Annotated in this window: 14 protein-coding genes and 1 other annotated feature; of the genes, 8 read left to right on the top strand and 6 right to left on the bottom strand. The window is 38.1% G+C overall.

Annotation, left to right across the window (positions count from 1 at the left end; genetic code table 11):
* Positions 1-75: 75 nt before the first annotated feature.
* The 4 genes from M3627_RS05315 to M3627_RS05300 are packed head-to-tail and all read right to left on the bottom strand — an operon-like array spanning position 76 to position 2,772.
* Positions 76-711 (bottom strand): kinase, encoded by a 636-nt coding sequence (locus M3627_RS05315; RefSeq protein ID WP_251553230.1) that lies wholly within the window; start codon positions 709-711, stop codon positions 76-78.
* Positions 704-1,627, bottom strand: coding sequence for an alpha/beta hydrolase (locus M3627_RS05310; RefSeq protein WP_251553229.1), 924 nt, complete (start codon positions 1,625-1,627; stop codon positions 704-706). The genes M3627_RS05315 and M3627_RS05310 overlap by 8 nt, the downstream gene beginning before the upstream one ends.
* Positions 1,620-1,970, bottom strand: coding sequence for an NIPSNAP family protein (locus M3627_RS05305; protein WP_251553228.1), 351 nt, complete (start codon positions 1,968-1,970; stop codon positions 1,620-1,622). The genes M3627_RS05310 and M3627_RS05305 overlap by 8 nt, the downstream gene beginning before the upstream one ends.
* Before the next feature lie 13 nt (positions 1,971-1,983).
* Entirely contained in the window at positions 1,984-2,772 is a 789-nt protein-coding gene (locus M3627_RS05300; protein ID WP_251553227.1) for a GNAT family N-acetyltransferase, read from the bottom strand.
* A gap of 206 nt (positions 2,773-2,978) precedes the next feature.
* Between M3627_RS05300 and M3627_RS05295 the strand changes: the two genes are divergently transcribed.
* Positions 2,979-3,278 carry a YiaA/YiaB family inner membrane protein gene (locus tag M3627_RS05295; protein WP_169358373.1) on the top strand — a complete coding sequence of 100 codons (300 nt, stop codon included), beginning with the start codon at positions 2,979-2,981 and terminating at the stop codon, positions 3,276-3,278.
* A 32-nt stretch (positions 3,279-3,310) separates the two neighbouring features.
* On the opposite strand, the gene M3627_RS05290 is transcribed toward M3627_RS05295, so the two are convergent.
* Positions 3,311-3,865: a histidine phosphatase family protein gene (locus M3627_RS05290; RefSeq protein ID WP_251553226.1), complete on the bottom strand. Its 555-nt coding sequence runs from the start codon at positions 3,863-3,865 to the stop codon at positions 3,311-3,313.
* 106 nt (positions 3,866-3,971) lie between these two features.
* Here M3627_RS05290 and M3627_RS05285 point away from each other — a divergent pair, with 106 nt between their 5' ends.
* Positions 3,972-4,445 (top strand): nucleoside 2-deoxyribosyltransferase, encoded by a 474-nt coding sequence (locus M3627_RS05285; RefSeq protein WP_169358371.1) that lies wholly within the window; start codon positions 3,972-3,974, stop codon positions 4,443-4,445.
* A gap of 50 nt (positions 4,446-4,495) precedes the next feature.
* Here M3627_RS05285 and M3627_RS05280 read toward each other — a convergent pair whose 3' ends face one another.
* Entirely contained in the window at positions 4,496-4,945 is a 450-nt protein-coding gene (locus M3627_RS05280) for a GNAT family N-acetyltransferase (protein WP_169358370.1), read from the bottom strand.
* A gap of 279 nt (positions 4,946-5,224) precedes the next feature.
* Between M3627_RS05280 and M3627_RS05275 the strand changes: the two genes are divergently transcribed.
* The 6 genes from M3627_RS05275 to M3627_RS05250 all read left to right on the top strand — a co-directional run bounded on the left by M3627_RS05275 (position 5,225) and on the right by M3627_RS05250 (position 11,811).
* Positions 5,225-5,782, top strand: coding sequence for a GNAT family N-acetyltransferase (locus M3627_RS05275; protein WP_169358369.1), 558 nt, complete (start codon positions 5,225-5,227; stop codon positions 5,780-5,782).
* 47 nt (positions 5,783-5,829) lie between these two features.
* Positions 5,830-6,101, top strand: a binding site (T-box leader).
* Between the two features lie 71 nt (positions 6,102-6,172).
* Positions 6,173-7,030: an SAM hydrolase/SAM-dependent halogenase family protein gene (locus M3627_RS05270; protein WP_169358368.1), complete on the top strand. Its 858-nt coding sequence runs from the start codon at positions 6,173-6,175 to the stop codon at positions 7,028-7,030.
* Between the two features lie 40 nt (positions 7,031-7,070).
* Entirely contained in the window at positions 7,071-7,628 is a 558-nt protein-coding gene (locus M3627_RS05265; protein WP_169358367.1) for an ECF-type riboflavin transporter substrate-binding protein, read from the top strand.
* Between the two features lie 18 nt (positions 7,629-7,646).
* Positions 7,647-9,380 (top strand): ABC transporter ATP-binding protein, encoded by a 1,734-nt coding sequence (locus M3627_RS05260; protein ID WP_169358366.1) that lies wholly within the window; start codon positions 7,647-7,649, stop codon positions 9,378-9,380.
* The gene (locus tag M3627_RS05255; protein WP_169358365.1) at positions 9,352-10,182 is read left to right on the top strand and encodes an energy-coupling factor transporter transmembrane component T family protein; all 831 of its coding nucleotides are present in this window, start codon (positions 9,352-9,354) and stop codon (positions 10,180-10,182) included. Before M3627_RS05260 ends, M3627_RS05255 begins: the two co-directional genes overlap by 29 nt.
* 603 nt (positions 10,183-10,785) lie before the next feature.
* Positions 10,786-11,811, top strand: coding sequence for a PTS sugar transporter subunit IIC (locus tag M3627_RS05250; protein WP_251553225.1), 1,026 nt, complete (start codon positions 10,786-10,788; stop codon positions 11,809-11,811).
* The last annotated feature ends 35 nt before the right edge of the window (positions 11,812-11,846 follow it).

Below are 11,846 nucleotides of genomic sequence, written 5' to 3'. Positions count from 1 at the left end.
AAACACTTTCATCCCCCCGTCAAATTAAATATTAGATATATTCTTCAAGACTAGCTTTTTATCCTTCTATTTAACTTATTGCACATTTTTTATGATAGAGGCGTTTTCTACATCTAAAACTAGATCTGCTTGTTCCAATGGTCTTTCTTCCCTTAGGTAAAACTCTTCACCCTTCCAATACCTTCGTTCATACTTATTTAGCCGTGCTTCCATATCTCCTATATAGGAATCTCGCTTCAACACCCGTCTGTTTCGAATCACTCTCGGACAATCCAAATAGATTAAATAATCAACAAAACTACGCCATTCCTTACGTTGAAGGAACACCCCCTCAATTAATAGAACTGTACAGTCCTTCAGGGGGACTTCCTTTGATAAGCACTGATCTTCTTGGGCATTATAAAATTTAAGCTGAAGAACCTTTGCCTTCTCATGAATTGACTTAAACAATCTTTCCTGAATGTCTAAAACATCCCATTGCATGCTATAGTATTCATACCATTCTGGTTGCCCGGTGTTATAACGCTTTTCTCGAACCTCTATTAAATCATCAAGGTGGATAATAACAATCTTATGACCCGCTTCCTGCAGTTCTTGAGCTAGTTGATCCGTAAAAGTAGTCTTTCCTGCTCCACTTAGCCCGTCTACCCCTAAAACAAAAGGACGGTTTACGCTTTTTATTTTTGTTAAAATTTGTTGTACGTTAAACATTTCTGGATTCTTCTGTGTTTAGTAACTTGATAATAGCATTGGTAACTACGAAAGGATCCTCTAAATGAATAGAGTGACCTTTATCTGTTTGGATATGCTCTGTCCTGGCTGTTAACTTGGATAACAAAAGCTGCTGTTGAACCCATCTTTCCTCGAGGTTATTAGAACTTAATACAGTGACAGGCAAGTTACTTAAAAGGGGCTTTGCATTCTTTAATTGATCTGCTGAAATGACAATATCCATATACTCTTGATAAATCGTTTGGTAAGCCCCCATTGTATACCCAGTATAATTTAAATAATGATTTTTCTCTCCAAGCAAAAACTTTCTTCCTGCCTTTTGCTTTAATATTCTAGGCAGACCCATAAGAGAAGTCACATACCCAAAAGTCACCAACCATTTAAATCCTCTGTTTTGGTTACCAGGAGCATACTGGTTCTCATGCACAGCATCGACTAGGAGTAGACCCTTCACCTGTTCTGGATACAAGCTCGCGTATAGCCTCATGATAAGTCCTCCAAAGGAATGCCCTACTAAAGTATAAGGTGGTTGAAGATCTAACTTTTCCAACAGCTCCTTTAACTCCTCTACATAATCTCGAGCAGTTAGAGCTTGTCGTCTTGTTTTACTCCATCCGTAATTTCCTCGATCATAGGACAATACTTTAGCAATCTTAGAAACTTTGGGCTGAATTTCGGACCAGTCAATAGAGATTGAGCCTAATCCCGCTTCTAATATGACTACATCAGGCCCCTCTCCTTCCAATATAACGTGTACATTAGAGTTCTTAGTTTTAATAATATTGCCTGGAGGATTTATTTTATTTTTGTGATTCATGGTTATATTCCATATGGTTAATGGAAATAAGGCAATTCCTAAACCCATTCTTAAAAAAACAGCTAGCATTTTAGTCATAATTTTTCTCTACCGTTGATATTAGTTTTTCATCTTTTACTTCTATTAAAAAATTTTCTTGAACATACTCCTTGCCACCATATTGTTCATACCAGTCTTTAACGCTTGCAACATGTGGCTGATCACTTCTTACTGCAGCCTCTATTTGCAAATATTCCTCGTAGCTGTTATATTCCCAAATGGCAAAAATCTCGACTAAATCATCTTTTGTAGCCGTCATCCATCTTCCTACTAGGCGAGAACCATGCTTTAACTGATTCGGCAAATTAATTTCATTGAATAGCTTGTTGAAGCTCTCCACAAATTCTTCCTTTACACGATAATACTTTCGTCGATAATACATGCCCATCACTCCCTTAGCGCTTTGTCCATATAGCTTTCGTATAGGCTAACTTCATCCCTTGACGTTCCATGTTTCGATGACTACTACTTCCGAAAACAGCCTCACTAGTAATATACTTTGCACCCTGCTCCACCGCTTTCTCTATTCGCTTATTTAGCAGTGCACGCTGTACTCCCATTCCCCGATAAGCTGGTAGAGTTGCGGCAGCTGCCAAGGTGGCAAGTTCCCCTTCCACATATAAAACTCCAATGCCTACTGGGACATTTTGTCGAAGTGCTAAGTAAAAATTCCAGCCCGGCACGTCATATAATATTTGGTTGTTTTGCTGTATCCCGTCTTGTATAAAAGTAGGCAGACCGAAAGCATTTATATAGATAGCTGAAAACAAGTTAAATTCATCCTTTTTAAGAGGACGAACTTCGATAGTTGTCGACAAACTTCCACTTTTAATACTAGAGACAGACCTTATAAAGGAGGAATGAAAACCAGATTGATAATATTCCATATCTGATAGCTTGCGAAACAGTTGATCAGAACTATTCAGTGGAGTAACCTCTATTCGAAAAGAAACAGATAGCTCCTTATAAAAGAAAAGGATTTCATCTAAGTATTTTAAATCGTAACTATTTAATCCTCTCACCGTATTAAAAGCAGGTCCCGGTATTTCCTTCACAGCAAAAGCATGGGTATTGCCTCTTACTACTCGTTCTGCTCCCATAGGATTACCTGGTAATGATTGAATTGTATTTATTCTGGATGTTAGTGTTTGTATTTCTGCTAATTCCGGTATGCTATATTTCATTTTCCATCTCCTATTATTTTATTTATACCTTGCCAAGTGCTAGCATCTCACTATATTTCTAAAGCTAGAGAATAATAACGAAATATGTCTAATTATAAATCTTTAACAATAATCATATACTTTAGAATATTTTACACTATTATCCTTTCGTGCTAGAATATAATTCATATAATAACAATTAAAACCAATACAAAGGGGCGTATGTCATGAATACAAAGAGGTATAGACGAAGAAATACGATGGCTTTTACGGTGCTAGCTTATTTCACTTTTTTTGCAGGGGTCGTCATGTTTAGTATTGGGCTATACAATGCAGATAATTTGCAGCTAAACGAAAAAGGATATTATATTGCAGTAATGATTTTAGTAGCAGTAGGGGCAATCCTTACCCAAAAGGTTACCCGTGATAACGCTGAGGACAACGATATAATCGCTGAGCAAGAACAAGAACGTCAAATGAGCAATATTCGTATACCTTCAAGCTCCTCAAGCAGTAAAGAATCTTAAAAGCGTATTATATTATGACAAAAATCCTGCCTTTAATTAGACAGGATTTTTTCTATTTCTACACGACTAATATTTTTGCCTTCTAGCAAGAAAATGTCTGGATTTTTCATGCGACTCCATTCGTCAAAACCAAATGTACTATCAAAATGATTGATTAATAGAGACATGATATTCCCATGAGACACTATTCCCACATTTTTAACACCCTTTATACCTGACACCTCATTTACTACATTCAAAATACGGCCAAGTGCCTCTCGGCTAGATTCTCCACCGGGAAAGGTAAGATCTATATCTTCAAAAGTCTTCTTTAATTGCACTAGCCAATCATCCATAGGCTCTTTACTTAAAATACGCTCACTTAGCGCTTCATCAATATGTATCTTCAAACCAGCTTGGTGAGCAAAAGGCTCGATTGTTTGGACGGCCCGCTTAAAGGGACTAGAAATGATATAGTCAATCTGTAATTTTTCTAACAACGGCACAAGGTCTTTGGCACTTTGTTCCCCGTCTTTTGTTAAAGGAGCATTCGATTCTTGTCCCCCTGCCTTACAATGTCTAATAAAATATAAGCTTTTGGTTTTCATATAAGTTCCCCTTCTGATAATTCTCTTTATATAATCTTATTTCCTTTTTACCTATGCATTTCATATAAAATTCCCTACAATGAAAGATGGAAAAGGAGGATGAATGATGAAAAAAGGTTATTTAGCAAATGGATTATTTGGATTAGGAGATCGTTTAGTAAATGAACTAGTAGCAAAGGAGATTCGAGCTTCACTCCCAGGCGTTGACTTATATGTACCACAGGAAAATACAGCAATTAATGATAAAATGGCCTATGCAGATAGCCTGCTTATCGCTAGTGCAGACATCGATGCCCTGAAGAAGAGTGACTTCCTTGTTGCCGTAATTGATGGAGTTGAAATAGATTCTGGTGTTGCAGCAGAAATTGGTGCATTCTCTATGTTAAATCGGCCAATTTATGCACTCTATACCGATACACGCCAACAAGGTCGGGAAAATAAGAAAAAAATTAACGCATTAATTGAAGATGGAACCGAAAATCAATTTATGTACCGCAACTTGTTTGTTATTGGACTGATCAAGCAAAACGGCGTCATTGTTAGCTCGATCGAGGAGCTAGGAAAAGCCTTGAGAAATTAATACATATATTTATAAAAAATCCTGTGTTTTTTATCACAGGATTTTTTGTTTTATTTCACCAATTTCCAATTGACCATTTGCTCAGAAGTTCCTACTCGTTGCATATTTAGCTTTTCTAATACACGCATGGAGCCAAGATTATCGGAAAGTGTTTCCGCAATAATTGCATCCACCTTACCAGTTGCAAAAGCCCATTGAATGATGGCGCCTACTGCCTCTGTTGCATAGCCTTTATTCCAATACTCCTTTAATAAACCATAGCCTACCTCTACTTGGTTATCTACATTAGGATTTCCCTTAAAACCAATATCCCCAATGACCTGACCATCACTTTTCTTTATCACCAGCCACGCTCCCCAACCCATTGAGGAAGGATCCGCTTTAAGCATCTCTAAAGACATAGAAATCTGTGGCCCATTATCATAGCTTTGCTTTTCCGCCATTTGAGCAGTTTCTTCCGTACAAGGGATAATTTCTAATCTCTCAGTTTCTAATTTCATTTGGACTCTCCTTTTGTTTAGCTATATTTCACCTCTACAAAATTTAATGCACAAAACATAGAACTATCCCCTTTCCTTATTTGGTTAGTAAAATTATACCACGATATATTTTTTATTTTCTCATTTTTCTAAAATTATTATATACTTAGTTTACTAGTATGGAAGGGACTGATAGAGAATGAAAAACAAACTAATGGTGATTGAAAAGTAGACTTCTAGCATTTCTCTTTTCAATACAAACAGAAAAAAACAGACCTAATACGAAAAGAGGAAAACAACTTGTATCAAGATCAAGAATTAATCATACGACCAATTCAGTACAATGATTTATCTAGACTGTGGGAATTAATGTGTAAAGATGAGGAGCCTGAGTGGAAAAAGTGGGATGCTCCTTATTATGACTATAAGCCAACTCCCTATGAGGTATTTATGGAAAAAGCAGGGTCTTACGTGGATAGTAAAAGCTTTTGGGGGATTGAAGTAGATGGTATATTGCGTGGAATCGTTTCATATTATTGGGAGCATGAACCTTCTAAATGGCTTGAGATGGGTATAGGCTTTCATGAAGCTCCAAGCTGGGGTAAAGGGCTAGGAACCCGCGCTATGAGACTTTGGATGAACCACCTTTTTACTACAATGCCACTTGTCCGAGTAGGCTATACGACCTGGTCAGGTAATAAACGGATGATTCGGGTCGGAGAAAAGCTTGGAATGTCTATGGAGGCAAGAATTCGTAAAGTCCGCTTATATAATGGTGTTTACTATGATTCCATTCGAATGGGTATTTTAAGAGAAGAATGGGAAAAGGCACAGGAAGAAAGTATAAAGGAACTATAAAAAATGCTTGACAGTTATCAGAATTAATTGTAAATTCACTATAATAAGTTAATGCGATGAAGAGAAAAAGTAAGATGAGTGGTTTTCTTCAAAGAGAGCTTCGGTAGCTGAAAAGAAGCAGAAAACACCATTTGAACAATGGCCTCTGAGCACTACATTGAACGTGCAGTTACCTGCGCCTGAGATGCTAGCGGGATTGGTACCCGTTATCCACACCACAGTCTAGAATTTCATATTAACGGAATTTCTGTACTTGCTGAGGCTGCTTATGTGAATAAGTAGTGAATAAAGGTGGTAACACGAGTATCTCGTCCTTTTCAATCCAATGATTGAGGAGGGCGAGTTTTTTAATTCGCTCTCCTCCAAAAACAATGAGGAGAGTGTTTTAACATGACAGAAGGTTTATTAGTATTTCAATCAGATTTTGGTATCAACGACGGTGCAGTAAGTGCCATGCATGGGGTAGCCAATAGTGTGAAGCGTGGACTTCCGCTATTTGATCTGACACACCAAATTCCTCAGTACAATATTTGGGAGGCATCCTATCGTCTCTTACAAACCATCAACTATTGGCCAAGTGATACAGTATTTGTTTCCATAGTAGACCCTGGTGTTGGATCGGATCGGAGAAGTGTAGTTGCAAAGACCGTAAACGATCAATATATCGTCACCCCGGACAATGGCACATTAACCCACATTAATCGATTTATTGGTATTAAAGAAGTGAGAGAAATTGAGGAGTCTAAAAACCGCCTACCGAATTCTGGAGAATCTCACACGTTTCATGGACGTGATATTTTTGCTTATACAGGGGCACGACTTGCTTCTGGTGACATTCATATGGAGGACATCGGACCTTCTATCCCTACATCCTTTATCGTGGAACTTCCATTAAAGGAGGCAGTTATTGAAAATAATTCGATTACAGGAGTCATTGATGTCATCGATCGACCATTCGGCAATCTTTGGACTAATATTCATCGTCTACAGTTTAAGCAGCTGAATGTAGAATATGGAGATAAATTTGACGTTTCGCTTTCTATTAACGGAGAGGTAGCCTATGAGGGAGTAGTTACGTATGGTCGTTCTTTCGCTGCCGCAGAATTAGGGGATGCACTCATGTATGTGAATTCTCTTGATAATATAGGAATTGCCTTAAATCAAGGCTCCTTTGCTGATACCTATAAAATTTCAACAGGTGCTAATACAGCAATAACGATCCGGAAAGCTGTTATTACAATCACTTAATTGGATGACTGGCAATAAAATATATAGGGGGAGAAATGAAATGAAAAAATCTATCTTTTCAACTAGGACGGTTGTTGCAATAGGTATCGGAACAGCTGTGTTCCTAATTTTAGCTAAGTTTGCTGCAGTCCCTACCGGTATACCTAATACGACAATTCAAACATCCTATGCTTTTTTAGCACTCATTTCAGCTATTTTTGGACCGATAGCGGGTTTATTTGTTGGATTATTTGGTCATGCTTTAAACGACCTTACTTCTTATGGTTCTATATGGTGGAGCTGGGTCATTTCATCCGCATTTGTTGGATTAGGTATCGGATTATATTTTAAGAAGTTTTCTTTTGAGGATGGAGAGTTTGGTAAAAAACACATCATATTATTTAACATTATTCAAATCATTGTTCAAGTTATTGCATGGGCTTTAATAGCTCCATTATTGGACATTCTTATTTATGCAGAGCCTGCAAATAAAGTATTTACACAAGGGATCGTCGCTGCTGCTTCTAATATTATTACAGTTGCAATTCTAGGTACACTATTGCTTACTGCGTATGCAAAGACAAGAACTAAAAAAGGAAGCCTGAGCTACGAGGAATAAGTAGATAAGGAGATTTACATGAAAAAGCCAGTCATCGAATTTAAACACTTTAGCTTTCAATATAATAGTCAATCCGAACCTACTTTGCACGATATCAACTTAGTGATTTACGAAGGGGAAAAAGTAGCTATTGTCGGACCATCCGGCTCTGGGAAAAGCACGCTCGTTCATTGCCTGAACGGGCTTGCCCCTTTTGCTTATAAAGGCAGTATGACAGGAAACCTTACCATTCATGGGAGAGAGACCAGAGAGCTTGATCTCTTTACCATTTCACAGGAGGTTGGTACGGTACTCCAGGATACGGATGGTCAGTTTATTGGCCTTACTGTCGGCGAGGATATAGCCTTTTCCCTAGAAAATAATGCTGTACCCACACAAAAAATGCATGAACGCGTTCAAAAAGCAGCCTCTTTAGTAAAAATGTCCAATCATTTAGATGCTCGGATTCATGAGCTCTCGGGCGGTCAAAAACAACGAGTCGCTCTTGCTGGCGTTTTAGTAAACGATGTGAATATTCTATTGTTTGATGAACCTCTTGCTAACCTTGATCCTGCTTCTGGGAAGGGAGCAATGAGACTGATTGATCAGCTTCATGCAGATAGCAACAAAACGATTATCATTGTAGAACACAGATTAGAGGATGTTTTGTCAGAACCTATCGATCGCATAATATTAATGAATCACGGTCAGATAGTTGCAGACGGCAGCCCCAATGAGCTATTGGCAGGATCGTTATTAACGGATAATTGGATACGAGAACCACTTTACATTAAAGCTTTAAAATATGCTGGATGTGAATTGAATGATCACCCCAATCTAACTAAGGTTGACAGCATTGTAAATGACTCCTTCCGGCAGAAGCTAAAAACATTTAGCGATGCAAGATGCTCTCCAATTCAGCTTGGGTATAAAAATGAGCCTGTCCTGACACTTGATGACATCAGCTTCCACTACGGGAATCATTTAGACATTATTAAAAACGTGTCTTTTCAATTACATAAAGGAGAAATGATTAGCCTTATCGGAGCCAATGGAGCTGGTAAATCTACCCTTTCATCTCTTATCTGTGGTTTTGAACGACCTACTGAAGGCACTATATATTTCGAGGGTTTTAATGCGATTAACGACTCTATCAAGGAACGAGCTCATCGTGTAGGCTTTGTCCTCCAAAATCCAAATCATATGTTTTCTAAGCAAACAGTTTTCGATGAAGTTGCTTTTGGACTTATTCAATTTGGACTATCAGATAGGGAAGTTAACAGAAGAGTGGAGGAAACATTAAAGACTTGTGGATTATACCCTTTCAGAAACTGGCCGATTGCAGCCTTGAGCTATGGGCAGAAAAAACGTTTATCAATTGCTTCTATCCTCATCATGGAGCCCCCAATTATATTATTGGACGAGCCTACAGCGGGGCAGGATTACAAGCATACTACAGAACTAATGACGTTCTTAGAAGATTTAACGAAGAAGGGTACATCCATTATATTAATTACCCATGATATGCACCTAATGACGGAATATACAGACCGCGCAATCGTGTTAACAGAGGGGAAGATATTAGTGGATGACTCACCAGCCCATATCCTATCGAATCCCTCTTTAATTCTAGAGGCTAACTTAAAGGAATCTTCCTTATATGAGATTGCTAAGCAGCTTAAAATTGAGCATCCCTCTGATTTTGTAGAGCAATTTATACAATATGATCGGGAGGTGCGATTTAATGGGCAACGAACTGCTAAGCTATCTTGATCGTGACTCTATTATCCATCGCCTAACAGGTTCAACCAAGCTAATCTGTTTCCTACTTTGGTCCACTGCAGCCATGTTAACGTATGACACAAGAGTTTTAATGGTGCTGTTGCTCGGTAGCTTTATTTTATTTTATATATCGGATATTAAATTAAAGGATATCAGCTTAGTGCTTGGTTTTATCCTCGTGTTTTTATTATTAAACAATATAGCCATATTTTTGTTCGCCCCTCAACATGGGACAACTATTTATGGTACCTCCCACCCTATTACTGGGTCCATGGGGCGCTATACACTTACGCAGGAGCAATTGTTTTACCAGTTAAATATTACATTGAAATATTTTGCAGTAATCCCTCCTGCTCTTTTGTTCTTAGTCACCACACATCCAAGTGAGTTTGCAGCTTCTCTAAACCGCATCGGTGTAAGCTATCGACTTGCCTACTCGGTTTCTATTGCTCTACGCTATATCCCTGATATACAAAGGGATTTTAAAACCATTTCTCGTTCTAAGCAGGCTCGCGGGGTGGACATGTCTAATAATGAAAAACTATTTACCCGAATAAAAAATGCTGGCTCTATTATAATGCCACTTATTTTTTCTAGTCTGGAACGTATTGAAACAGTCAGCAATACAATGGATCTTCGAGGTTTCGGTAAATTTAAAACTCGCTCCTGGTTTAGCTTAAAGGAATTCAGAAAAAGAGATTTGATCGCTATTCTAATATCATCTTCATTATTTTTATTAATGGTTTTATTTATTTTTATTAACAATGGAAGGTTTTTTAATCCATTCACCTGAATCATTCTTGACGTTATACTAGAAAATGCTCTTATGTAGTAGGTGTTATGAAATTGAAACAATCTAAAAGTTAATCTCAAAAGAGGCTGGGACGTAACTAGTCTATAAATTAAAAAACATGAAACGGAAACTCGATTTCATGTTTTTACTTCATTTTTAAGGTCCGCACAATTTCTTGTAAGTTACCTTTCAATCTAGTTGTTTGAAGTGAAGGTGGCGACTCCTGGGGGAACAGCACGAGCTGAAAGCCCCACAGGAGCGAAGCGACGAGGAGATTGAAGCCGTGCCCCCGGAAAGCGTCCACTGTAACGGAAAACAACTACAGGTATATTTGAATAGAAGCCTCGAAAATTTACAAGGTCGTAGAATTTTCGAGGCTTTTTATTTTTGAGGAGAGTTTTGTCCCAGCCTCTTTTATCTATTTAAAAATAAGTATTGACTGTTATTATAAATTATATTAATATTATAACAATTTAAAAGGTTGGAATAATATTTTTTTATTATTCACATATAACGTATTGCGTTAGTCCAAATAAGGACTATTTATTTTTAATATATTCGGTATATTTTATGCGATATATTATATAACTAGGAGGAATCATCATGAAGCAAGCAACTAAGACATACCTAATCGACCGAATGTACAGAGGTTCCCAAGGACTAGCAAACGCCGTTCTTGTCACTTTAGGAATTGGACTACTTATTGAAACTATTGGTACGTTTACAGGCTGGGAAGGGTTTATCGCTATTGGAAAAACTGCTCAATTGATGCTTGCTCCAGCAATTGGTGCAGGTATCGCTTATCAGCTCGGAGGGAATACATTAGTTATTTTTAGTGCGATGGCCTGTAGTACCATTGGAGCGAATGCTCTCATACTACAAGATGGATTATGGGTTTTGACAACAGGACAACCAATTAGTGCAGTACTTGCAGCCGTGGTTGCTATCTGGGTAGGAAAACGTATTGCAGGAAAAACAAAGCTTGATATGCTTGCGATTCCTTTTTGCGCCATCCTGATAGGTGGTGTCGCGGGGGTTGGGTTAGCAGCTGTCACTACCCCTTTGTTACAGCAATTAAGTGAGTTTATTGCTGGTTCTGTTTCTGGATCTCCTTTACTTGGATCGATTGTTATTGCACTGGTGTGGAGTATTTTCCTCATGTCTCCTGCTTCCTCAGCAGCAATCGCAATTGCGTTACAACTAGACCCAGTATCTAGTGCCGCAGCATTAATCGGGTGTACAGCACAATTTGCAGGATGGACAGCTATGTCCTTTAAAGAAAATGACTTAGGTGCGAACATTGCACAATCGTTCTTGACACCTAAAGTTCAAGTACCTAATTTGGTGAAAAATCCACGGTTAGTAATTGGGCCATTCCTATCCTCAATTATTTGTGCTCCGATTGCTATATTAATCTTTAATTTTGAGGTACCATTTACATTAGCGGGGCTTGGACTAAATTCATTCATCGCTCCATTAAATGTTCTAGCAAACCAAGGTATTGGAGTGCTTCTTATGTATATCGTGTTAGGCATTATAGCACCGGCAGTTATCTCTATGACAGCTTATCACCTGCTTAAAAAGCGAGGATGGGCTAAAACTGGAGACTTACATATGGAAGTCCAGTAAATACGGTCATATTAAAAGCTCCTTACATTTACAGA

Origin of the sequence: Psychrobacillus sp. MER TA 171 (genome assembly GCF_023713305.1) — a bacterium.
Classification (GTDB): domain Bacteria; phylum Bacillota; class Bacilli; order Bacillales_A; family Planococcaceae; genus Psychrobacillus.
Note: the sequence above shows the minus strand (reverse complement) of the source record. Positions and strands in the feature narration are given on the sequence as shown.

Excerpts from the sequence above, each read along its gene's own strand:
- M3627_RS05280 (WP_169358370.1), bottom strand. The coding sequence starts at position 4,945 with ATGAAATTAGAAACTGAGAGATTAGAAATTATCCCTTGTACGGAAGAA.
- M3627_RS05310 (WP_251553229.1), bottom strand. The coding sequence starts at position 1,627 with ATGACTAAAATGCTAGCTGTTTTTTTAAGAATGGGTTTAGGAATTGCC.
- M3627_RS05295 (WP_169358373.1), top strand. The coding sequence starts at position 2,979 with ATGAATACAAAGAGGTATAGACGAAGAAATACGATGGCTTTTACGGTG.
- M3627_RS05270 (WP_169358368.1), top strand. The coding sequence starts at position 6,173 with ATGACAGAAGGTTTATTAGTATTTCAATCAGATTTTGGTATCAACGAC.
- M3627_RS05315 (WP_251553230.1), bottom strand. The coding sequence starts at position 711 with ATGTTTAACGTACAACAAATTTTAACAAAAATAAAAAGCGTAAACCGT.
- M3627_RS05285 (WP_169358371.1), top strand. The coding sequence starts at position 3,972 with ATGAAAAAAGGTTATTTAGCAAATGGATTATTTGGATTAGGAGATCGT.
- M3627_RS05290 (WP_251553226.1), bottom strand. The coding sequence starts at position 3,865 with ATGAAAACCAAAAGCTTATATTTTATTAGACATTGTAAGGCAGGGGGA.
- M3627_RS05260 (WP_169358366.1), top strand. The coding sequence starts at position 7,647 with ATGAAAAAGCCAGTCATCGAATTTAAACACTTTAGCTTTCAATATAAT.
- M3627_RS05255 (WP_169358365.1), top strand. The coding sequence starts at position 9,352 with ATGGGCAACGAACTGCTAAGCTATCTTGATCGTGACTCTATTATCCAT.
- M3627_RS05305 (WP_251553228.1), bottom strand. The coding sequence starts at position 1,970 with ATGTATTATCGACGAAAGTATTATCGTGTAAAGGAAGAATTTGTGGAG.
- M3627_RS05250 (WP_251553225.1), top strand. The coding sequence starts at position 10,786 with ATGAAGCAAGCAACTAAGACATACCTAATCGACCGAATGTACAGAGGT.
- M3627_RS05265 (WP_169358367.1), top strand. The coding sequence starts at position 7,071 with ATGAAAAAATCTATCTTTTCAACTAGGACGGTTGTTGCAATAGGTATC.
- M3627_RS05300 (WP_251553227.1), bottom strand. The coding sequence starts at position 2,772 with ATGAAATATAGCATACCGGAATTAGCAGAAATACAAACACTAACATCC.